Genomic DNA, 21,107 nt, shown 5'->3' with positions numbered 1-21,107 from the left:
CAAACATAGACTCGACAATGTTATAAAGTCAACGATGACAAGTGCAGGCCCCACCCGGAACACCTCGGCTCCACGCAAGCGTGGTGATGACACGCGCGCCAAGATCATCGACGAAACGGTGCGTTGCGTGGTCGAGGAGGGTTTTCCCGCGGCGACGGCCAAACACGTCGCCGAACGTGCCGGCGTCACCTGGGGTGTCATCCAGTATCACTTCGGCGACCGCAACGGCCTGCTCATGGCGGTGGTCGACGACGGAGTGGCCAAACTGCTGGAAAGCCTGTCGACGGCCCAGGTCAGCGACCTCCCACTGCCGGAACGGATCGAAACCGTCGTCGACATCGCCTGGAATTGCTACAGCAGCCCAACCTCGATGGCAGCCTTCGAGATCCTGCGCGCCACCCGCGGCGAGGCTTCGATGAAACACCTGATGGACATGAACGACGCCCTCGGCGGGTTGGGCAGGCTGATCTCCGACGATCCCGCACACCGTGATGTCGCCGAAGTCATCTGGGCGGCACTGCGCGGCATGGTGCTCGCGGAGATGATCGTCAATCAGCCCATCGACTGGCAGCGTGAGCGCCGCACGCTGGTAGACATGGCGATCCGCTACCTCAGTTCGTGAGCCGATCGGCCACCGAGACGACACGCGTGGCCAGGTGATCGAGTGCGGCAACGGTGGCCTCGGACAGCTCCGCCTTGTTCTCCGGGCCGGTGACATGCCCGACGCCGTACGGGTTACCGTCGACGAACTTCGCCGCGTCGGTATAACCGGGCGGAACGATGATGCCGCCGAAGTGCATGAGCGAGATGTAGAGCGCCAGCAGGGTGGTCTCCTGCCCGCCGTGCTCGGTCTGCGATGACGTGAATGCCGAGTACACCTTGTCCGCGAGCTTGCCCTGCGCCCACAGCCCACCGAGGCTGTCGATGAACGTCCGGAACTGTGAAGACGGGGAACCGAACCGCGTCGGCGTCCCGAAGATCACCGCATCGGCCCACACGATATCCTCGCCGCTGGCAGCCGGAAGATCCTTCGTCGCTTCATAATTGGCCACCCAGGCGGCGTTACCGGCAAAACTCTCCGGGTCCCGGGTCTCGGCAATGTGCCGCAGCCGCGTTTGCGCTCCGGCCGCTTCGGCGGTGTCGGCGACGCGCTTTGCCATCGTGGTGCCATGGCCGGTGGCCGAGTAGTAGATGATGGACAGTTTGCTCATGTTTGGGGCTCCTCTTTCGGAGACAGCTTGCTGACCAACGCATTACCGACGATACCCACGACGATCATGGCGATGCCTGCGGTGTCGGGCAGCGCGTCGGTGACCCAACCGAAGATGCCAGCGATCAGAACGAACATCGGCACCCAGTCGAACAGTTTGATCAGCGACGCCGACTTGTCACCGGAGGCTACGTCCGGGTAGTACTCGGTGAATCCGATGGCAAAGAAAATCGCCGCCAGCTGCAGCACCCAGGCGGTCCAGAAGTTGTCCGGATCCCTCAGGACTGCATCCCCGATGAACCCGACGACCGCGTTGAAGATGAAGGCGGCGGCCCACACTCCGGAGATGCGGTAGTTGATCCGCAGGAAAAGTGGGCTTTCCCAATACTCTTCGGGGGTTTCCTTCCTGGCATACGCCAAGGTGAACGGTTTCCGGACGACGATCGTGGCGAGGACAAACACCGCGAGCACGATGTTGGTGCCCTCCCCCGCCCAGACCTCGAGGAACCTGATGGCGTCGTCGTCGACGACCAGACCGACGACGGCCAACACCGCGAAGAACAGCACACCCAGCACGTCGAGCGCATAGACCCCGAGTCCGCGCCGGTGGCCCAACCACAGCGTCGCCAGCGCCAGACCGAGGGCCGTGCACACCGCGATCTCGAACCGACCTGGTGTCGCGAACACCGCGAACACGATCCACGGTGCGATGCCCGACAGCGGCGACTTCAGATACCCGTCGAGAAGTTTGGTCACGGGGTGACTCTAAGTCGTGCTAAATATTCTTGCATGGGTGATCGCGAAGACATTGAGACCGTGAAGTACCGCTATATGTGGGCGTTGGACACCAAGCACTGGGACGATTTTGCCGACACGCTCACCGAGGATGTCGTCGGCAACTACGGCTCGTCGATCGGCGAGCAGAACCACTTCTCCGATCGGACGTCACTGGTCGAATACATGAAGAAATCGCTGCCGGCCAATGTCATCACCGAGCATCGAGTCGCCCACCCCGAGATCGCCATCGACGGCGATACGGCCACTGCGAGGTGGTACCTGCAGGACCGGGTGATCGTCACCGACTTCGACTTCATGCTGATCGGGGCGGGGTTCTACCAGGACACGTACCGGCGCACCGCTTCTGGGTGGAAGATCGCGTCGACGGGCTATGACCGCACGTATGAGGCAACAATGTCGTTGAAGGGCCTGGACTTCAAGCTGACCCCCGGAGCCGCACTGGCCTGACGCTCACTGCGGGGTCAGCGCCCTGGCGGGATTCTCCACAGTGAACGCGGAGATCAGGTCTCCGGAAATGCCTGCGGCGGCGAGGCGGGGAAGGAAACTGCACGTAGGCCCCCGCTGCGCCAACGCCACATGGCAGGCCGGGTCCGGGACGGACTCACTGTGCCCGACGATGACGGGCCGCAGCTCGACACCTTCGTCGTCGCGGCGACGGCTTTCAGGCCGCGCGGGTCGCGCCCGAGGCCGCCGCTGGTGGTCTCCACCACCGACCGTCCGCCGGCCTCGCGGTAGGTGATCAGCTCGTTGACCATCAGCTCGCTGTCGTTGAGCAGACCGTCACCCCGATGTTCGGGCATGAGGTTGATGAAGATCTGCCCATGCGGGAGGGTGAACCCTAGCTCGCTCGGTTCCATTGGGCCGGTGACGGTTTCGATCATGCGGCACGGTTTTCCTTCTGACTTCCTGTATCGACGGACTCGGTCCAGGTCATCAGACGCACGATGATCTGCGCAACCGGCGAGTGCCTGGTCCCGATTCAGGTGGCCCTTGTCTGAGTTGTCTGGTCGTTGATATCAGCCGCAGTACTCGACCGCTTCGCCCGTTGCCGCCACGTGCCCCCAATCGACCAAACCAGGAGGCAGCAGGCGCGTCCAATTATTTTGGGACACCGTGCAATCAGAATTTCCACCGTTGATTCATCCAATGCACCGGAAGCCGTTGAGCTCCCTGGCAGCGACGGGATCGAACTGATCCACCAACACTGCCCACCCAGTCGGTGGCTCGGCACGATCAGCCCGTTCGGCGTTGCGCGGAAGCCACACTCGGTTGCCATCCACCTGACCCCATGTCCACCATCAGGGACCAACCTCACACCTCAATTGGCGCTGGTAGGTGGTGGTTCGAGTGGGTTGCACCACCACCAGTCGGCGCGTTCTCCGGTTGGTCCGGCGCACGGTGGAACATCAGGTGGCTGTGTGGTCGGTGGTCGAGCCAACGATCCTGGTTCCAGCCTGCGACCCGACGCGTCAGTGATGGTGAGGTGTTCGGCGGGGCCGGTGATGGTGATGCCACCGCGGTGATGCAGTCGATGGTGAAACGGGCAGACCAACACCAGGTTGGACAGGTCGGTGGATCCGCCGTCCTCCCAGTGAATGATGTGATGGGCGTGCAGACCTCGGGTGGCTCCACAGCCCGGGACGACGCAGGTGCCGTGGTCGCGGTGCTCCAACGCCCGGCGCAGTCGACGGCCGATAGTGCGGGTCTCCCGGCCCGCACCGATAGGGTGGCCGGCACGTTCAAACCACACTTCGCAGGTCGCATCGCAGGAAAGGTACTGCCGGTCATCGTCGGAGAGCAGCGGCCCCAGGTGCAGTGCCCCGACTTTCGTGTCGGCATCGACGTGCACGACGACGGTGGTGCGTTGCCCATGCGGCCGGGCAGCGACGTCAGCATCCCACCCGGCCTGGATGAGGCTCAGAAAGCCGTCGACGGCATTCGGAAACGGCGGGGTTACCAGCGGTGAGGTGTCCTGCGCCGCCGCGTCGGCGTGCTCACGCTTCCAGTCCGCGACAAGCTTGTCCTGATGGGATCGCAGGGCGGCGTCGAAGACGGCGGCTTCGTGATGCGGCAGGGTGATGTGCCAGGTGGTGGAATCCTCATCGCAGGTCTGGGTGATCGACCGCGGCGCCTCCGCCCGCGGCTGCGGTGACGCTTCCGGCTCGGGTTCGCTCGCGGATTCGGGTTCGGGTTCGGGTTTCGGTTGCAGTTTGATCGCGGTGCGTAGTTGGTTGACGCTGGCGCTGTCGGCCAGCTGCGCAAAATGTTCATCCGAGCCGGTGGGCGCTTTGTCGGCGATGACCCCGATCTGATCCAGCGAAAAACGACCTTCCCGCATCCCCGCGGCGCACCGCGGAAACTCCGGCAACCGGTGCGCCACCGTCGCGATCGCCTTGGCGTTCGTTGAGGACACTCCGAGCAGCCAGGCCACCAGTGCCGGGACCGACCGGGCCCCGGTGTTGCCCCACAACCCGTCGTGGTCGATCTCGGAGATGATCTCCACGATCTCGCCGTCAATGGCGTTGCGCTGGCCGTTGAGTTCGGCGAGCCTGTCGAAGAACGCCTCCAGCCGCTGCTTGGGACTCACCCCAGCAGCAGCCAAAGATGTTGCGGTCGAAGACATATACCCATGAAAGCAGAGGGGTCCGACAAAAATCGGACCCCTGAATCCGTCCACCAACTCAGTGTCAGCCGCGTGAGTCCACAGCCAGACGGCAAGACCTCGCGACTAGTCAGCGACAGCGATCATCGCCCCGGGCTGCAACCACCGCATGATGCTGACCAGGGTTGCGTCGTCGATGGCGACGCATCCGGCCGTCGGCCTGCCGGTGGCACTGTGCACGAAGAACGCGCTGCCCTTGCCTGGGGTGCGGGCCTTGTTGACACCCATGACCACAGCGTGGGCGTACTGCGGGATCTGCAAGTTCTCGGTGCCTCCGGACAAACTGAACGGGCACTGGCCTTTTTGGCAGACCTGCATGGTGTTGTAGGTGGGGCTGTTGACGTCGCCGTCCCACCAGTGGTCGGGGCCAACTTGGACATACTGCAGCCCGCCGCCCGGGTTGGGCTCAGTGCCGAAAGCGAAGTCCAGTGTGTAGATGCCCGTCGGCGTCAGCATGGACCCTTCATAATGGTCCGGCGACATGCCCTTGGAGCCGATCTTGGCCGGGACTCCCGCACTCACCGGCTGCCAGCCGGCGCCCGTGCGCTGCCAGACATCCATCTTGGCGTCCGAGCCGCCCGCACCGGTAACGGCCAGGACCTGCGTGGCACCGCCGACTCCGGTGGCGAACCATGGTGTGTACTGTGCCGAACTCGGCGGTGCCGTCGTCAGCACGAGCACCATTGCGCACGCAGCCGCGAGCCACGCATGCAGGTGTCGGCGCATGGTTCCATCGTTCGGCCCGCGCCACTGAGGGTCAAGTCAAGGTTTAGACACGTTTCTCGTCGCTGAGCGCGGGTGGCCGGTCGGGACGGCGGTGTTCGGCCGATGCTGCGAAGATTCGACCGCGAATCTTTATGTGTGAGCTGCGGAAGAAAGCACTGAACACGAAGCACAACCCGAACAAGACCGAACCGAAGACCGCGCCACCCCAATTTGGGGCACCGTACAGGAAGATGCACAACGTGCAGATCGACGTGCCCGTCCAGTAAAAGCGCCGCATGATGGCGTCCGGGGAGATCTCTGCCGATTTCCAGAAGGGAAACACGCTCCCGGCACCGCCGATCACCAACGCTGCGATACCGATCCACCACAGCGATGTGCGCGGAAGCCATTCTGCTGCCGCCAAGAAGGAAGTTGTGTCCACTTTTAAGCCCTAGTTCCTGTGCCCTAGTCGAACTGCCGGCCGATCACCCCGCCGCCTGCCGTTCCTCCAAGCCCTCCGGCAGCGCCGGCGATAATTACAACCGCTGCTACTGTCCACGGCCCAGTCACCGCTGCAGCGCCCAGTCCCGCAAGCCAAGCCGCGCTGGTACCGCCAAGAATGCCACCTGCAGCATTACCAGCCTTCTCCCATTTCTGATCACCCCCTTGGTTGAAGTCGTCGATCGCTATTGCGATCTGCACCAAGCCCGACACCTTGGCGATACCACTTGAGAAGGTCCACGAGTCATCTATACGGTCAATTCAGCGCGTCGTTGCTCAAGGCCGGTGGTCGGTCCGGTCCTCGGCGGCTTGCCGCAAGGGCATACACTTTCCCGTTGATCTTGAGGTGACTGGTCCAGTTCACCGCGATTGCCAACACTGCCAACAAAACGCCACCACTCACGAAAAGTCCGGCGCGCCAACCAGGCAGTTGCGACATAAAGATCAAGAGCACCGCCAGGGCAGAACCCGACCAGTAAACGCGGCGCTCAATCGAGTCTGGCGAGAGCGTCGCGGATCTCCATAACGGGAAGAGGCTGCAGACGATAGCGGCACACAGGACGCAGACACCCGCATAGAAGAAGCCATCTGACATGTCACTGCTCCTCCTCAGCCTCGCGAAGAATCAATGTAGCCACCGATCTGACTACCGATTTCTTCACCTTTGCCACTGAGTAATAGGCTGCGAATCTAACTGCGGCCGCCGCAGCAAAAGGATTCAAAAACGTACCGGCCACCATAGCCGTGCCCCACGCTGCGTCTCCTCCCCCAACCAAGCTGCCAAGCGTTCCCAAGAGCTCCTCGTTACGGTGTCCACCACCGCTGGGGTACGCGACCAACGCATTCGCGAGCTCGTAGGCTTCGCCAACCTTTCCGATCCTGCCGACCACTTTCTGAAGGGCAGCAGCATCATTGGCAGTAAGCAAACCAACCGGCTGGATAGTGGGTTGGGACGATAGGGAACACCGCGTCCGAGGACCCGGTATCTCCGTCGATGGTCACGCAACCCTCAGTTGATCGCGCACCACCGATGGCACACGAGTTCAGCAATGAATACCTCGGCCGATCATCGAGCACTCAGTTTGGAGCGGTCGGCCAACCTCCGCATTTGTTCCCTGCCGACATGTCCCAAGTAAGCAATCTGGGTGCAGCAACGGCAGCACCTCCCGGCATGGTGTTTACCCCCACCATGACGACCCCCGGGGTCGTCGCAGGCCCAGGTGCCGCGGCAGCAAGCTCGGGCGTCAACTTCGGCACAAGCACCGGCGCGAGCACCGGAAGCATTGCCGGACAAGCACCGTCACTGGGCTCACTGGGCCAGGGCACCGCACCACTGAGCCCGGCCCAAAGCTTCACCAGCGGCATGCAGGCAGGCGCACCCACATCGGCCGGCGCAGAAGCACTCTGCCAGGGCCGACCGCACCGGAAACGTCGCCTACGCAGCGTCAATCTCGAGCCTGTTCGCTGAGCGCTGGCGGTCGGTCGGGGCGACGGTAAGACGGAAGAGCGGCAATGATCCGGCCACCGATCTTGATATGTGAACTTCGAAAGAAGGCGATCGACAGCAGACTGAGCCCGAAGGCGCACGCACCAAAAGTGGCGTTCTTCCAATTCGGCACCTGGGTAAGGAATATGCAAACCACGAACACCGCTGATCCGAACCAGTAAGAGCGACGCATGAGCGAGTCCGGCGACACCTTAGCCGACTTCCACATCGGGAACAGACTGCCAATCACGCCAACTACCAGCCCAACCACACCGAACCAGAACCACACCGACGCCGAGGTGACGCCGCTGGCCGCGAGGTAATGAATCTCTTTCATACATCAGCCTTCCGCACAGCGCACCTAATCGAACTGCCTGCCGACCACACCGCCGCCAGCGGTGCCCAGGAGACCACCGCCCGCACCAGCAATAATCACCAGTGCAGCTGTCGTCCAGGGTCCGGTGAGGGATGCCGCGCCAAGCCCCGCCAGCCATGCCGCACTAGTGCCACCAGCGATACCACCTAACGCTCTGCCCGCCATTTCGTTTCGGTGCTCGTCACCGTTCACCCAAGCTTCTGCGGCGCCAAGAAGCTGGACCACATCTGTAACCCTCGTGACGCGCCCTGCAATTTTCCCAAAAACTTCAGCATCTTTGGGGCTGAGATAGTCTGTCCAGCGCGCATGCTCACCACGAGGAATCCCGTCGGCCCACGCTCTTGCTCCGGTGGCTAAATTTCCTGCAGTGCCTGCCACATTCCCAATCCACCTCTGTGCCCCGTCACTGGACATACCTGCTGCGATGAGGGTGTCGTACGTCTGCTGAGTAAGCCTGACGCGGCCCGCAGACTCTCCGTCGTTCAGGAGTTGCGTGGCTTGGTCCGGCGCCTGGGGTGGAGCACCGTAGAAACCCTGTTCAAATTGGCGCTGCAGTTCCAGCCGTGCTTGCGCTCTCTCGCGCGCGTCAACGCCAGTGAGCGGATCGCGAGGCAGTGGGCCAACGAAGTTGGCCATGCGGAAGTCGTCAAGTCTCTGTTCGGCTAACGATCGCGAATCTGCACTGGCCGCGGGGTCTCTAGTGGTGGCAAAATCTCGCAATCGTGCTTCTGCTGCGTCTTTTTCGGGTGTCCTTGGTCCTGGATTTTTGACCAAGGCTTCGTCCTTGACACGCTGATTCGCGTCATAATGCTCCGGCGCCGTGCGGCCACGCTCTTCTGGACTGACCTCACGGTCACCATCGATGTCTTCGATTCCGGCGGGGTCATAACCGTGCTTGAGTCGAAGGTTGTACGCAGCCGCCTCCAACTTGTCGGTGTACTGATCCCGGATCCGGTCCACATCGCCAAAAGCCACTGTCGTGAGTTTCTTCGCCTCATTCAGTAAGTCCGACCAGTCTTCGTCGTCGGCGACGCGCTGACCGACCCAGTGGTCCAACAACTTCATTTGTCCGTTGAGTTCGTCGAGCTTCGCCCCCGACTGACTTTCCGCCTCCGCGAGATCAGCAGCGATATTCTGCAGATCGACAGCGATCAAAGGCAGTTGATCCTTCTGCACGAACAGCCGCGACGTCGCACGTTGCACCTCCGCAGATTCATCGATCGGATGCTCACCCGTTTCTCGATTCCACGAGGCATGGAACCGTTCACGCGCCTGCACCCACTCATCCCAGGTCTCCTGCGTACACCCTCCGGCGAACTGAAACGCGCTAGCCAGCTCAGCGATCTGCCCCGGATCACCGCTTTGCAGAGTCTCGTCAACCCGCCACGGGTCCCCGCCTCCTATCAGGTCCGCGACCGAAATATGAGTCAGGCTCAGGTAATCGGCCACGCCACCGCCCGCAACGCCGCAGCATTACGCTGCTCCATCTCGACGAAGGCTGACGCCGCGACATGCCCCTTGTCCCCCAGCACCCCAAGACGACCCTCATGGCTACGCAATTGCGCCACATGCTGACCGTGCGCATCAGACAAAATGCATTCAAAATCACCAGCTGCGGCGAACCCACCAAACATGCCCGACGCGACCACACCACGCCCCAACTTCTGCGCACCCTCATCGGCAAGCCCCGCAGCAGTGTACGAACGGTTCGCACCCGCCCGCATCACCTCAACCTCGACCTCCACAACCACCCCCTCACAGCAAACAACTGCAACCGAAGGTACTAACGAAACCCAGGCCGTCAATTCACTACGGAGTGGAATTAAGGCTGACCAGCGCACGAGTTCCTAAGGCACCCCAGGTACCGGCAACAGCACCGCGTCGGCCTAGCGAAAAGTGAATGGCGGTATCGCACATCGGCGATAGCATCGCTGTTATGTCTGACTCACCACACGGAGTCGCGCCCGGGGGGGCTTGGCCACCACCTCCCTCGCAAGCGACTATTCGGCCCCCGGCGGCCCCAAAACAGTCACGCGTACTCGTTTTGACTGCCATCTCGCTCGGCGCCATCGCGCTGGCGGTCTCCACGGGTTCCTGGTTCAGGCCTACGGACGGACGCTATCAACCCAGCCCAACCGCAGCAGTGGGACCCAGCGAGCAGGAGATAAATACAGCTGTCACAAAAGTGTGCAATGCCCGTACACTCGTGAATGAAGCTGGCGCCGTAGCCGGAAGCAAGTTTAGTGATGATCCAAATATGAAATTCATCATTGCTATCAACACCAGACTTTCAAGTATCGCGAGCGCAGATTATCTGAACTCAACACTCGATCAAAATCCGGCTGCACCCGAAACGCTTCAAGAATCTATAAGAGAATTGATATCAGTATACGGCGAGATGACGCTACTCCACCTCTCGGACGCTGATCAGGAACGTCTCGAGCGCGTGTATCAAAAGCTTGACGATGTTGACGCAACGGTGGGCAGAGCTTGCGAATGACGGACTACCCAGAGGGAAAGTGGTCGGCCCTCTTAGTCGGACCTTGGTGGCCCAGCTCGATTTCCATTGAGGCAGCTACAAACGCCAGTCTCAATCGCAGAGAAATCAGTAACTCGTATGACGCGTATGCATACCATCTCTACCAAACACGCAATGGAACCTTTGCATGCCAGGAAGGTTACGCTGCAAATTCCGCAAAGGATAAATTCAAAAACGGTGAAACTCTCGCGAAGGTCACATCAGAAAAGAACAAACTGAAGAGCGCACAATACAGCGCATCTGCACATGCCATAGAAGAACTTCGTTCCGCTCTTCGCAGCACTACCACATGGGGAAATTCCGAGCTTCGCGCGATCGAGCTAAGCGATGCTAGTATGGCAATAAAATATGCAAAAGCGGCTGAAGTTATTCGCCGAGCGAACAACGAAGCAATTCACAAATCGAGTACATTCACATCGGCAGTTGCCTCAGCGATCGAACAGGTTCTTGCCAACGAGAACGATTCGAGAACCGTCGAGCAGTTTGCGCGGGATAATGCTATTAACCTTGTCGGCAGCAATGCTCGCGCGTTAAAGAGTGATGGACTCAAGCCCGCGATCGAACAACTTCTGAAGAATCCCACTGGCAGCCGCTCTGACAACGCGCGGAACGCTGAAGTCGACGGCCCTCAATCTATCCTTGAACCCTCCCTTCTAACAACAGAAGTTAGTGCCGCGCACCAAAATGCATCCGCGTCGAATCCGCCCACGTTGACCGGCACCCTGGCGGGGGATCAAGCCGGCAACACCCCCTCGTTCTTTAAGAACTCTGCTGTGCAACCGGATCCTTCTGTCGTCACGCTCCCCGAAGTTGGTTCGCTTGCCACACCCACCCCAGCCGCCATGACCACCCCCGGAGTCGTGGCAGGGCCTGGCGCCGCGGCAGCAAGCCCAGGCACTAACTTCGGCGCAAGCACAAGCTCAAGCACCGTAAGCATTGCCGGACAAGCACCGTCACTGAGCTCACTGAGCCAGGGCAGCGCACCGCTCACCCCCGATAGCCTGGCGCAAAGCTTCACGAGTGGCATACAGGCCGCAGCACCGGCATCAGCTGGCGCAGAGGCACTTTCACAGAGCGTTTCGAATGCAGCACAGACGCACACCCCGCCACCGTCATCGCCGACAGTACCCACCGCCGGCACCGGAAACTTTGCTTACGAAGCACCCCAACAGTATTCGACCCCACCACCAGCACACCCACCGGTCGAACACCAGAATCCCATGTACGCCGCCCCCATCGCACCAGCCGCGGCAGCACCCCCACCAATGGTCACACCACCACCAGCGACCGCCGGACCACTACCCGCCTACGGCTCCGACCTACGCCCCGCCGCTGCAGCAGCCCCACCTCCAGCACCAGCCGCCGCAGCACCGACCTCCGCAGCAGTCAGCCCCGCCAGCGGCACCGCCACCAGCGCCCAACCCGCCGTCGTACGCCATCAACACACCACCACCCCCGCAACAACACCACCAACCGGCCTCACCGACATCACCTGGGCCCCCGCCAAAGACGTGAACCCCGCCAGGCAATCCGCTCACACTGGTCAAAAGCAAGACCCGACACGCTGCGCCTGATTCCTAGCCTCGATCTCGATACGACAACTACGGGCCCTTGGACTCGGCGAAGGAGTCAAAGAGACAAGAAGTGAATGGCGCCAACAGCAATCACCGATACCATCAGGACATGACTGGGTCGCCATACGAAGCCACACCGGGGGGATCATGGCAACCGCCGACTGCGCCTCCCATCGCACCTCCACCTGCCCCGAAGCAATCAAGTGCTCAGCTAGTGATCGGCATCATCGTAGGTCTTATAGGCATCCTGGCAGCCACCGCGTCTTGGCTTAGGACTCCTGGCGTCCCGGCTAGTCCACCACCAGCGCCGTCTGCGCCTCAGTATTCCCAGCAGCAAATAACCGACGCGAAGGTAGCTGTGTGTGCGGCACACACTTTGATCGATCGCGCTACCCGAACCGCTGCGAGCCGCACGAGCGATGATCCCAACGTCCGTGGACTCTTATCTCTCAATGTGCGCGTTGGAGCTACAGTTAGCGCCACCTATCTCCGCGCTACTGTTGATCAAAATCCGGCAGCTCCACAAGATCTGATCGAGGCCGTTGAGGACGTTGCGATTTCATTTAATAACGGCACATTACTGCAGATATCAGAGGCTTCTCAGCCTGAGCTGGACGAGGTTTTCGCACGTCTCGACGCAGCCGACCTGCGAGTCACCCGAGCCTGCGAATGATCGACTTACCGCCTGGTGAATGGTCAGCACTTCTCGTAGGTGCCTGGTGGCCGTCCACCTCCTCAGTACAATCTGCGGTTCGCTCGGCGGAGAACCGCAATTCCATATCTATCGCATACGACGACTACGGACGTGTGCTTGGCGCTACGATCTCGAACACCCTCGCCGAGCAGGAAGGCCACACTGCTACGGGCGCCGTGAATGCGTTCCAGCAAGGAAAATCGCAAGCTGCACTCATTTCTGACTCGAATCACGCCAAATCTGCGAGCTACCGAGAAGCCGTCGACGCCCTGGAAGGCCTTCGATCGTCGTTGAGCACGCTGGCAGCGAATGGAAATGAATCCATCGAAGCAGTGCAGGAGAGCGCAGAGATAATTGACAAGGTCACACCAATTATGCAAATTATCGCAATGTCCAATTTTCAGGCCTCACGGAGCTCCCAGATATTTGGCACCAAGATCCTGGCAGCGGCAGAATCCACTATCGAGAGGGAAGGCTACCAAGAAACTATTGAGAACCTCCTACAAGCCAACGGATTCGATACGAATCCGCGAGTGACGCCGCTGGATGAGAAATCGTTGAAGCAAAAGGTAGAGCAAATGCTGAAGCCGACAAGGCCGGAAGGCGATTCCTTTAGCTCCCTCTCCGCCCGACAAACCGCGCTAGGTACTGACGGCCTAGCAGAGAGCTTCGATCACACGTCAGAGTCCGTCCCCCTTAAGACCCTTGTAGCGCAGGATACTTTCACCCAGGATGTAGCCGGAAGAGCTCCAGCCCCGGTCCCGACCGACATTGCTACCCGCGCTGACACTCAAACAATGGCAAGTCTGTCCGCTGGAGGCGCTGGCGCTCCCTCTCCTGCGCAACCAATCCCGCAGGCATCCCCCGCCGCCATGACGACCCCCGGGGTCGTCGCAGGGCCTGGCGCCGCGGCAGCAGGCCCAGGCGCTAACTTCGGCACAAGCGCCGGCGCGAGCACCGGAAGCATTGCCGGACAAGCACCGTCACTGAGCTCACTGAGCCAGGGCAGCGCACCGCTCACCTCCGACAGTCTGGTGCAAAGCTTCAACAGCGGCATGCGGGCTGGAGCCCCGGCATCAGCGGGCGCAGAAGCACTTTCGCAAAGTGTCTCCACCACAGCACAGACGCACACCCCGGCACCCATCCCGACCGCCCCCACCGCCGGCACCGGAAACTTTGCTTACGAAGCGCCCCAACAATATTCGACCCCGCCACCAGCGCCGGCTGCACCTGTGGAACACCCGAACACCATGTACGCCGCGCCCGTCGCTCCGGCAGCCGCACCACCCCTCATGGCCGCACCAACCCCGGCCGCAGCCGGCCCGCTACCCGCCTACGGCTCCGACCTACGCCCAACGGCCGCAGCGACCCCGCCGATAGCACCACCGGCAGCCGCCGCCCCCACCTCCGCAGCAGTCAGCCCCGCCAGCGGCACCGCCGCCAGCTCACAACCCGCCGTCGTACGCCAACAACCCACCACCACCCCCCAGGCAACACCACCAACAGGCCTCGCCGAAACAGCCCTGGCCTCAGCGACCACCGGAGCCGCCGCGGGTGCGGCATCACAGCAATCGCAAGCCCAGGCCCGCCTCGACCGCCTCCTGGAAGCTGTTGCCAGACACGAACCCAAACTCAGATGGGCGATCGGCGACCGTGAAGACGGCACCACCATCCTCGTCACCGACCTGGCCAGCGGCTGGATCCCCCCACACATCAGCATCCCCAAAGGCCTGACAGTTCTCGCACCCGAAAAGCGACGCGGCAACCTCGAACGCCTCCTCGGTGACACCACCATCACCGCCACCTGGACCCCGGGCCACTACCTCCCACCAACCAAAGACGTTGACCCCGTGGATATTACCTACCGCGCTCGCCACGTCCCCGACATCGACGAACTCAACTGGAAACTCACCCAAGCCACCAACTGGCGCGATGGCCTCCCCCGCATTGCCCACACCCTGGCCAAAGCTGGCATCGCCGACACCGGCATCCTCGACACCGAAGCCGACCTGCTCTACGACCACCTCACCGCCATCAAGACCACAGTCCTGCAGGGTTACCCGGATGACGTGGATCCTGCCGAGGTCGGCAACTGGCAGCTACTGGCCGCGATCAGTGGTCTCATCGCCAAGGACAAGACTGCGCTGAAGTATCACTTCGCCTGGTTCCAGGCGCTGAGTATGGCTCCGCAGGGGGAACAACATGACTGAAGAACGGATCGTCTTCGATCTGCAGAGCTGGGCGCAAGCCAACGGTGTGCCCGCGCCGCCGCCGATCACCTCGGACATTCTCACCACGGGCGGCTCACCGATCGAGCAGCTACTCCAAGTGCTTGCGTTGGCCGCCAACCAGGGAGATCCGAAGGACAATGCCGAGGCGCAGGAAGGTCATGCCGAACGCCAGGCGCTCACCCGAGAAGCCATGGAGAAGTTCCCCGCCCACGAAGAGGCCGCGCAAGCAGAAATGCAAGGCCTGCAACAGGCTTCGCAGATGGCCCAGCAGCTCCCGCAGATGCTCGGCGGAGTCGCCGGCGCCGTCTCGGGCGCACTGGGCGGTGCCATCCAACCGCTGACGCAGATCCCGCAGCAGCTCGCCCAAACAGGTCAGCAGCTGCTCCAGCAGGGCATGGGCATGATGCAGAAGGCCGGCGGGGAGGTCAGCCCGGAGGACCTGGGCGCCGCGGGCCTCGGTGACGAGTTCCTGGCCGGCGACAGTGAACTCGCCGGCGCGGGGGGCGGCGGTTCCGGCGGCGGTGGTGGTAGCGGCGGTATGGGCACTGCGCCGATGTCGGCCCTCGGTCCGGCCGCCACACCTACAGGGGCGACCGTCCCGACGTCTGGCCGGGCCTCGGTGGCACCGCCGGCGCCCGCATCGGCACCACACACCGCTGCCCCGATGGGTGGGGCGGGCGGCTACCCGATGATGCCGCCCGGCGGCATGGCCGGCGGCGGGCAAGGCTCCAAGGACGACAAAGCCGACACAAAACGCGTATCTGCCCCCACTGTCAAAAACGGTGCCCCGGTCCAGGGTCGCATCACCACTCCCCCGCCGGCCGCTCCGACCGTCAGCAAGAACGTCGACGGCAAACCGGTGTCGACCAGGCGGATCGTCGTCCCTAACGACCGGGCCGACCCCAAAACCGACGGCGAACAAAAGGGCCGGTGAGTTCCGACCTCTAGGGTGGGTGAATGAACCGCTGGCCGTGGCAACGCACCCGGGGTATCCGCCAGATCACGCAAGGTCTGGGCACACTCGACCGGGAAGTGTTCGAGGCGATCGCGAATTCACCGACACCGCTGCTGGACACGCTGATGCCGCCGCTGACGCGCGCGGCCGACCATTCCAAGCTGTGGTTTGTCATCGCCGCAGCGCTGACCGCTTCAGGCAATCCGAAGGCGACCCGCGGTGCGGCTCGCGGCATCGCCACCCTCGGTGTCACCAGCCTGTTCACCAACCAGATGGCAAAGCGCGTGTGGAAGCGGCCCCGCCCGGTTCGCACCTCGGTGCCGCTTCCCCGCCAGATCCGCAGGTTTCCCACATCGAGCTCCCTGCCGTCCGGCCATTCCGCCAGCGCGGCCGCGTTTGCCGTCGCAGTGGGTCTGGAGAGCCCGCCGCTGGGATTCGGACTGGCCCTGCTGGCTGGCCTGGTCGGCCTGTCTCGGGTGGCTACCGGCGCACACTTCCCCGGCGACGTGGTGGCCGGATTCGGTATCGGCGCTGGAATCGCCGTACTCGGTGGCCGTCTCGTGCCGCCGGTCGTCGAAACCGCTCTCCCCTCAACCGAACCCCTTTACGTTCCGACCCTTCGTCGTCCCGACGGCGCGGGCGTTGTCCTCGTCGTCAATCCGGCATCGGGCAGCGGCACTGGGGAACGGGTGATCGACGAGGTTCGCGAGGCCCTCCCCAGAGCCGAGATCGTCGAACTCGGTCCCGATGACAACCCCGCCGAAGTGCTGCGCGAGGCCGCCGGCCGTGCCGAAGTCCTGGGTGTCGGCGGCGGTGACGGGACGGTGTCGGCAGCTGCTGCCGCCGCTGTCGAGGCAGGTCTGCCGCTTGCGGTGTTCCCGGCAGGCACCTTCAACCACTTCGCCAAGGACATCGGCTGCGACACCGTAGCCAAGACCGTCCAGGCCATCCGCGACGGCAGCGTCCGCCGCGTCGACCTGGTGTGCATCAACGAGAAGCAGATCGTCATCAACACCGCGAGCGTCGGCGCCTACCCGCTTTTTGTCCAAACCCGCGAAAAGTACGAGAAGCGGGTGGGTAAACCGCTGGCCGGGGTGTACGCGATGCTGCACACGTTGCGCCGCGACTCGCCGGTCACCATCCGCTACGACAACAAGACCGTGCAGACATCGCTGTTCTTTCTCGGCAACTCTGTCTATCTGCCAACCGGATTCGCCCCGTCCCGACGCACCCGCATGGACGACGGCCTCATCGACATCCGACTGCTCGAAACAGGAAAACGCTTCGCGCGCACCAGAATCCTGACCGCGCTGGCCCTGGGCCGACTCCCGCGCAGCCCGCTCTACCACGAACTGCAGGTCCCCGAGTTCTCGTTCGAATCGGTCGGCGGCCCCATCCCCGTCGCCCACGACGGGGAAATCGGCGAAGAGTTCGACAAGGTCAGTTTCAGCTCCCAGTACCGGGCACTGGCGGTTTTCCGTCCGCGCCAGTAACAACATCGGCGTCAGTAATCGCCGGCAACGGCCTCACCAGCCACAAACACACCAAGTACCACACAAAACCCAGCGCCCAGCCGGCCAGCACATCCGACGGGTGATGGACGTTGAGAACCACCCGTCCGAGCCCGATGAGGACCACAACAGCGACACCAGCGACGATCAGTGGGGTACGCCAGCGCACGCCGACAACGGGCAACAGGATCGTCAGGAACGCCAGCACTGCCACCATCACACCGAGTGCGTGCCCCGAAGGAAACGACGTCCCATACGCGGTCACCAACGCAGTCTCCGGACGAGGTCGGTCGGCCAGATATTTGGCGACCTCGGTCACCAACGCGCTCAGCTCCACACTGATGACCAGGAACAGGGCCGGACGGAGCTGGCGGCGTACCAACAACCAGATGATGGCAACAACGCCGACGATCCGTAACCCCAGCGGGCCCAGGACGGTGCAGAAGACGTTCCAGGCCGTCACCCAGGCCGGATGCTCGGCACCGATCGGATAAAAGGCGTCGAGAAGCCACGAATCCACCGCTGCAGGCAGAGCCCAATCCTGCAGATAGCCGATCCACATCGCGGTGTAGACCATGATCGCGGCCAGCGCCGCCGCCCCTGTTCGTCGACCCACCCTCACACAGGTATCACAGTCAGGACGTGCCGAATTTGCTCGGACCCTCTACGATCCCCTTTGCCAACGAAGGGACAAGAATGTCGTCAGCAAAGTACCTCGGTTACCTCAGCGGCGCGGCGGTAGCCGCTGGTGTGGGCGCGGCCATCGCGGTTTCGGGCCAGGGCATCGCCCACGCCGACGCCGACGGCAGTTCGTCGTCGAGCAGCTCGCCCTCCAAGACCGAGTCCAAAGCTGACTCGAAGACCGACAAAGCCACAAAGGCCGGCGCAAGAGCCGACCGCGACAGCGTCAAGGCCGTTGGCTCTGGCTCCGCGGGCGCTGGCTCCACAGGCACCAAAGGCGCTGGCTCCGAGGACTCTGCGGAGGCCGGTCCCAAGCGCACCAGTGGTAAGCCGACATTCGATCCCGCAGCGGCCGTCAAGGAGCTGACCAGGCAATTCGGCACGGCGCGCCCATCGAAGTCCGAGCAGTCCAAGGACAGGACCGAGACCGACGACACGGTGGTCCCCGGGACGGGGGCTCCCGTCACGCAGCTCCCCGAGACTGGGCTCCCCGAAACCCAGACCCCCGACACCAACACCTCGCCGGTAAAGCCGGTCGAGACCGAGCCCACCGCGCCGGAGCCGGTGTTCCAGCCGATCAGCGACCTCGGCACCAAAGCCAGCGAGGCCGCCGCCGTGCTGGCCAAGCCGTTGCCCCCGTCCGCCCGGGCCACCTCCGCGGCGCAGGCCGATCCGGACGGCCCCGTTGCCGCCGGTCCGGTGCCGTGGAGCCCCAATCCGTTCCGGCCGATGCCGCCCGAGCCCGCCCCCAACGACATGCCCGGGGTGCTGTGGAACCTCGAGCAGACGGTGATCAGAGCCTTCGACGGTGTGCCGTTCCTGCAGCCGTTTGTGCGTGAAGGCTTCGAGGCCGCATTCCGCGGCAGCCAGATGATCCCGTGGGTCAACGCCGTGATCCCGGTGATCAACATCGCCGGCCAACTGCCGAACCTCAACACCGGTGACCCGGTGCTGTTCCGCGACGCCACCCAGCGCATCATCAACAACCTGCTGGTGACGATCCACCCGATCTCGGTGCTCTACTACGGCTACGACGAGATCGCCGACCTGATCAACCTCGAGTACGAAGCGCAGCAACTCAAAGAAGGTTTCTACGCGACGACCTGGAACATCCTCGATCCGTTTGCGCTGCTGCACAATCGGGGCTCGTCCGGGTTGCCGATGTCGCCGTCCTCGCCGAGCGCCGGGCAGCCCCAAGAGCCGGGCACCACGGTGGCGGTGAAACTTGCTGCGGCCGTGGGTAGCACCGCCGGCACCGATGCCCCGGGTTCGGACCCGTTCCGCCCCAATGACCCGGATCCGATCGGTATGCCGCAACCGCTGATTCAGGCCCGCAACTTCGTGATGCTGATCCTGCCGTCACCGGTTCGCGAAATCTACCGCGAAGGCTTCGAGCTGGTGTACCGCAGTAGCCAGATGGTGCCGTTCGTGAACGTGATGGTGCCCGTCACCCGGATCCTCCCGGCCGTTTTCCAGGCGCTCAGCGGCAACAAGGCCGCCGCGCAGATCGCCGTCAACCAGCTGCTGCTGACAACGGGTCCCATCTCGATCCTGTATTACGGCTTTGACCAGATCGCCGATCTGCTCAACATGGAAGAAGCCGGCTTTGCCGCCAAGCAGCAGTTCTACGCCGACCTGTGGGACAGCTTCGACCCGAACTTCCTGCTCCACCACCAAGGACAGTCCGGACTGCGCTACGCCTGAGCTGCCCGGGCCCCCGGAATGCACCGCTGAGGTGCAAAACCCGCACCTGGGGATCAACGCCGAACCGCGGACAGGCAAGCTGAGATGGTGACCATCGACGAAAATGTCCTGATCGTCCACTGGCACGATCTGGGCCGATACCTCGGCGTGTACGGCCACCCGGATGTCACGAGCCCGCGGCTCGACGCGCTGGCCCGAGACAGCATCGTGTTCACGCGTGCACACGCCACGGCGCCGCTGTGTTCGCCGTCCCGGGGATCACTGTTCACCGGCCGCTATCCACAGACCAACGGTCTGATCGGGCTGGCGCACCACGGCTGGGAGTACCGGCCGGGTGTGCGTACCCTGCCCCAGATTCTTGGCGAAGCCGGTTGGCACACCGCCCTTTTCGGCATGCAGCACGAGACGAGCTTCCCGACGCGCCTGGGGTTCGACGAGTTCGACGTGTCCAACTCCTACTGCGAGTACGTGGTGGAGCGCGCCTCCGAATGGCTGCGAACACCGCGCGAGCAGAAGTTTCTACTCACCGCGGGGTTCTTCGAAACCCACCGGCCCTATCCGCACGACCGTTACCAACCCGCCGACCCCGCTGCGGTGGAACTGCCCGACTATCTCCCCGACACCCCAGGGGTGCGACAGGATCTCGCCGACTTCTACGGCTCGATCACCACGGCCGACGCGGCCGTCGGGCAGCTTCTCGACATCCTCGACGAGACCGGGCTGGCACACTCCACCTGGGTGGTGTTCCTGACCGATCACGGTCCTGCGCTGCCGCGTGCAAAATCGACGCTGTACGACGCCGGCACCGGTATCGCGACCATCATCCGGCCGCCCCGCAACAGAGAACAACCGGGCCGGGTCTATGAGGACCTCTTCAGCGGGGTCGACCTGGTGCCGACGCTGCTCGACGTGCTCGGCGTTGCTGCCGAAGACGATGTCGACGGGCTATCGCATGCCGCGCGGTTGCTGGGCGCGAGTGACGCTGAAACGCGCACCGCCGTGTACACCACCAAGACCTATCACGACTCGTTCGACCCGATCCGGGCAATCCGCACCAAGGAATACAGCTACATCGAGAACTACGCGCAGCGGCCACTTCTCGATCTGCCGTGGGATATCGAACAGAGCGCACCCGGCCGGCTCGTCGGTCCACAATCGTTGTCGCCGCGCCCGAAACGGGAGCTCTACGACCTCATCGCCGACCCGACGGAAACCCGAAATCTGCTCGCCGGCGATGTCAGCCCCGAACACGAAGCCGTCGCGCGTGACCTCGCACTCGAGCTCAACGACTGGCGGGTCAAGACCAATGACGTCATTCCGTCGGAGTTTGCCGGGACCCGGATCTCGGAGCGCTACACCCATACCTATGCCCACATCAACAACCTGAAACTTCCCAGCCGCTCCGCCATCGCAACAGAGCGCGGAATCGACACCACAGAAGCGCAATAGTTGAAATCACGGTGATGAAAAGCCGCTGTAT

At 62.9% G+C, this 21,107-nt stretch carries 21 protein-coding genes; 9 read left to right on the top strand and 12 right to left on the bottom strand.

Annotated features, from left to right (window positions below):
* The first annotated feature begins 34 nt into the window (after positions 1–34).
* Positions 35–622 (top strand): TetR/AcrR family transcriptional regulator, encoded by a 588-nt coding sequence (locus WBB07_RS16575; RefSeq protein WP_526309484.1) that lies wholly within the window; start codon positions 35–37, stop codon positions 620–622.
* On the opposite strand, the gene wrbA is transcribed toward WBB07_RS16575, so the two are convergent.
* Together wrbA and WBB07_RS16565 are read right to left on the bottom strand one after the other, a co-directional pair.
* Positions 612–1,211: an NAD(P)H:quinone oxidoreductase gene (gene wrbA / locus WBB07_RS16570; RefSeq protein ID WP_526309483.1), complete on the bottom strand. Its 600-nt coding sequence runs from the start codon at positions 1,209–1,211 to the stop codon at positions 612–614. The genes WBB07_RS16575 and wrbA overlap by 11 nt on opposite strands.
* Complete coding sequence (locus WBB07_RS16565) at positions 1,208–1,966, bottom strand: DUF3159 domain-containing protein (protein WP_526309482.1); 759 nt, start codon at positions 1,964–1,966, stop codon at positions 1,208–1,210. The genes wrbA and WBB07_RS16565 overlap by 4 nt, the downstream gene beginning before the upstream one ends.
* Before the next feature lie 33 nt (positions 1,967–1,999).
* Between WBB07_RS16565 and WBB07_RS16560 the strand changes: the two genes are divergently transcribed.
* Complete coding sequence (locus tag WBB07_RS16560) at positions 2,000–2,455, top strand: nuclear transport factor 2 family protein (protein WP_526309481.1); 456 nt, start codon at positions 2,000–2,002, stop codon at positions 2,453–2,455.
* A gap of 53 nt (positions 2,456–2,508) precedes the next feature.
* Here WBB07_RS16560 and WBB07_RS16555 read toward each other — a convergent pair whose 3' ends face one another.
* The 9 genes from WBB07_RS16555 to WBB07_RS16515 all read right to left on the bottom strand — a co-directional run bounded on the left by WBB07_RS16555 (position 2,509) and on the right by WBB07_RS16515 (position 9,483).
* Positions 2,509–2,889, bottom strand: coding sequence for a phosphotriesterase family protein (locus WBB07_RS16555; RefSeq protein ID WP_526309480.1), 381 nt, complete (start codon positions 2,887–2,889; stop codon positions 2,509–2,511).
* Between the two features lie 437 nt (positions 2,890–3,326).
* On the bottom strand, positions 3,327–4,631 hold the full coding sequence (locus WBB07_RS16550; RefSeq protein ID WP_526309479.1) for an HNH endonuclease signature motif containing protein: 1,305 nt from the start codon (positions 4,629–4,631) through the stop codon (positions 3,327–3,329).
* 105 nt (positions 4,632–4,736) lie between these two features.
* Positions 4,737–5,354: a L,D-transpeptidase family protein gene (locus tag WBB07_RS16545; RefSeq protein WP_526309499.1), complete on the bottom strand. Its 618-nt coding sequence runs from the start codon at positions 5,352–5,354 to the stop codon at positions 4,737–4,739.
* Positions 5,355–5,439: 85 nt separating this feature from the next.
* Positions 5,440–5,817, bottom strand: a complete 378-nt coding sequence (locus WBB07_RS16540) for a hypothetical protein (protein WP_526309478.1) — start codon at positions 5,815–5,817, stop codon at positions 5,440–5,442.
* A 23-nt stretch (positions 5,818–5,840) separates the two neighbouring features.
* On the bottom strand, positions 5,841–6,080 hold the full coding sequence (locus WBB07_RS16535; protein ID WP_526309477.1) for a hypothetical protein: 240 nt from the start codon (positions 6,078–6,080) through the stop codon (positions 5,841–5,843).
* Positions 6,081–6,132: 52 nt separating this feature from the next.
* Positions 6,133–6,471 carry a hypothetical protein gene (locus tag WBB07_RS16530; protein ID WP_526309476.1) on the bottom strand — a complete coding sequence of 113 codons (339 nt, stop codon included), beginning with the start codon at positions 6,469–6,471 and terminating at the stop codon, positions 6,133–6,135.
* Positions 6,472–7,321: 850 nt separating this feature from the next.
* A complete protein-coding gene (locus WBB07_RS16525) occupies positions 7,322–7,699 on the bottom strand; it encodes a hypothetical protein (protein WP_526309475.1) in 378 nt (125 codons plus the stop codon).
* Positions 7,700–7,723: 24 nt separating this feature from the next.
* On the bottom strand, positions 7,724–9,187 hold the full coding sequence (locus WBB07_RS16520; RefSeq protein ID WP_526309474.1) for a putative alpha/beta hydrolase: 1,464 nt from the start codon (positions 9,185–9,187) through the stop codon (positions 7,724–7,726).
* Positions 9,172–9,483: a DUF2563 family protein gene (locus WBB07_RS16515; protein ID WP_526309473.1), complete on the bottom strand. Its 312-nt coding sequence runs from the start codon at positions 9,481–9,483 to the stop codon at positions 9,172–9,174. The genes WBB07_RS16520 and WBB07_RS16515 overlap by 16 nt, the downstream gene beginning before the upstream one ends.
* A gap of 299 nt (positions 9,484–9,782) precedes the next feature.
* Between WBB07_RS16515 and WBB07_RS16510 the strand changes: the two genes are divergently transcribed.
* From WBB07_RS16510 to WBB07_RS16490, 5 genes are all read left to right on the top strand, one after another.
* Positions 9,783–10,238 carry a hypothetical protein gene (locus WBB07_RS16510; RefSeq protein WP_526309472.1) on the top strand — a complete coding sequence of 152 codons (456 nt, stop codon included), beginning with the start codon at positions 9,783–9,785 and terminating at the stop codon, positions 10,236–10,238.
* A complete protein-coding gene (locus WBB07_RS16505; protein ID WP_526309471.1) occupies positions 10,235–11,851 on the top strand; it encodes a hypothetical protein in 1,617 nt (538 codons plus the stop codon). Before WBB07_RS16510 ends, WBB07_RS16505 begins: the two co-directional genes overlap by 4 nt.
* 1,986 nt (positions 11,852–13,837) lie before the next feature.
* Positions 13,838–14,755 (top strand): DUF5631 domain-containing protein, encoded by a 918-nt coding sequence (locus tag WBB07_RS16500; RefSeq protein ID WP_526309470.1) that lies wholly within the window; start codon positions 13,838–13,840, stop codon positions 14,753–14,755.
* The gene (locus tag WBB07_RS16495) at positions 14,748–15,710 is read left to right on the top strand and encodes a hypothetical protein (protein ID WP_526309469.1); all 963 of its coding nucleotides are present in this window, start codon (positions 14,748–14,750) and stop codon (positions 15,708–15,710) included. The genes WBB07_RS16500 and WBB07_RS16495 overlap by 8 nt, the downstream gene beginning before the upstream one ends.
* Positions 15,711–15,733: 23 nt before the next feature.
* Positions 15,734–17,224, top strand: a complete 1,491-nt coding sequence (locus WBB07_RS16490) for a bifunctional phosphatase PAP2/diacylglycerol kinase family protein (RefSeq protein WP_526309468.1) — start codon at positions 15,734–15,736, stop codon at positions 17,222–17,224.
* Here WBB07_RS16490 and WBB07_RS16485 read toward each other — a convergent pair.
* Positions 17,178–17,819, bottom strand: a complete 642-nt coding sequence (locus WBB07_RS16485; protein WP_526309498.1) for a phosphatase PAP2 family protein — start codon at positions 17,817–17,819, stop codon at positions 17,178–17,180. The two genes, WBB07_RS16490 and WBB07_RS16485, sit on opposite strands and share 47 nt — an antisense overlap.
* Before the next feature lie 119 nt (positions 17,820–17,938).
* Here WBB07_RS16485 and WBB07_RS16480 point away from each other — a divergent pair, with 119 nt between their 5' ends.
* Together WBB07_RS16480 and WBB07_RS16475 are read left to right on the top strand one after the other, a co-directional pair.
* Positions 17,939–19,627, top strand: coding sequence for a hypothetical protein (locus WBB07_RS16480; RefSeq protein ID WP_526309467.1), 1,689 nt, complete (start codon positions 17,939–17,941; stop codon positions 19,625–19,627).
* An 84-nt stretch (positions 19,628–19,711) separates the two neighbouring features.
* Positions 19,712–21,076: a sulfatase family protein gene (locus tag WBB07_RS16475; protein ID WP_526309466.1), complete on the top strand. Its 1,365-nt coding sequence runs from the start codon at positions 19,712–19,714 to the stop codon at positions 21,074–21,076.
* Positions 21,077–21,107 lie beyond the last annotated feature (31 nt).

Source organism: Mycobacterium sp. (assembly GCF_049647605.1).
Taxonomy (GTDB): Bacteria; Actinomycetota; Actinomycetes; order Mycobacteriales; family Mycobacteriaceae; genus Mycobacterium.
The sequence above is the reverse complement of the archived record's forward strand: the minus strand, read 5'-3'. Positions and strand labels throughout refer to the sequence as shown.

What these genes read in the sequence shown, in the direction of transcription:
- WBB07_RS16575 (WP_526309484.1), top strand. Translation starts at nt 35, where the DNA reads ATGACAAGTGCAGGCCCCACCCGGAACACCTCGGCTCCACGCAAGCGT.
- wrbA (WP_526309483.1), bottom strand. Translation starts at nt 1,211, where the DNA reads ATGAGCAAACTGTCCATCATCTACTACTCGGCCACCGGCCATGGCACC.
- WBB07_RS16560 (WP_526309481.1), top strand. Translation starts at nt 2,000, where the DNA reads ATGGGTGATCGCGAAGACATTGAGACCGTGAAGTACCGCTATATGTGG.
- WBB07_RS16555 (WP_526309480.1), bottom strand. Translation starts at nt 2,889, where the DNA reads ATGATCGAAACCGTCACCGGCCCAATGGAACCGAGCGAGCTAGGGTTC.
- WBB07_RS16550 (WP_526309479.1), bottom strand. Translation starts at nt 4,631, where the DNA reads ATGTCTTCGACCGCAACATCTTTGGCTGCTGCTGGGGTGAGTCCCAAG.
- WBB07_RS16545 (WP_526309499.1), bottom strand. Translation starts at nt 5,354, where the DNA reads ATGGTGCTCGTGCTGACGACGGCACCGCCGAGTTCGGCACAGTACACA.
- WBB07_RS16530 (WP_526309476.1), bottom strand. Translation starts at nt 6,471, where the DNA reads ATGTCAGATGGCTTCTTCTATGCGGGTGTCTGCGTCCTGTGTGCCGCT.
- WBB07_RS16525 (WP_526309475.1), bottom strand. Translation starts at nt 7,699, where the DNA reads ATGAAAGAGATTCATTACCTCGCGGCCAGCGGCGTCACCTCGGCGTCG.
- WBB07_RS16505 (WP_526309471.1), top strand. Translation starts at nt 10,235, where the DNA reads ATGACGGACTACCCAGAGGGAAAGTGGTCGGCCCTCTTAGTCGGACCT.
- WBB07_RS16500 (WP_526309470.1), top strand. Translation starts at nt 13,838, where the DNA reads ATGGCCGCACCAACCCCGGCCGCAGCCGGCCCGCTACCCGCCTACGGC.
- WBB07_RS16495 (WP_526309469.1), top strand. Translation starts at nt 14,748, where the DNA reads ATGACTGAAGAACGGATCGTCTTCGATCTGCAGAGCTGGGCGCAAGCC.
- WBB07_RS16490 (WP_526309468.1), top strand. Translation starts at nt 15,734, where the DNA reads ATGAACCGCTGGCCGTGGCAACGCACCCGGGGTATCCGCCAGATCACG.
- WBB07_RS16485 (WP_526309498.1), bottom strand. Translation starts at nt 17,819, where the DNA reads ATGGTCTACACCGCGATGTGGATCGGCTATCTGCAGGATTGGGCTCTG.
- WBB07_RS16480 (WP_526309467.1), top strand. Translation starts at nt 17,939, where the DNA reads ATGTCGTCAGCAAAGTACCTCGGTTACCTCAGCGGCGCGGCGGTAGCC.
- WBB07_RS16475 (WP_526309466.1), top strand. Translation starts at nt 19,712, where the DNA reads ATGGTGACCATCGACGAAAATGTCCTGATCGTCCACTGGCACGATCTG.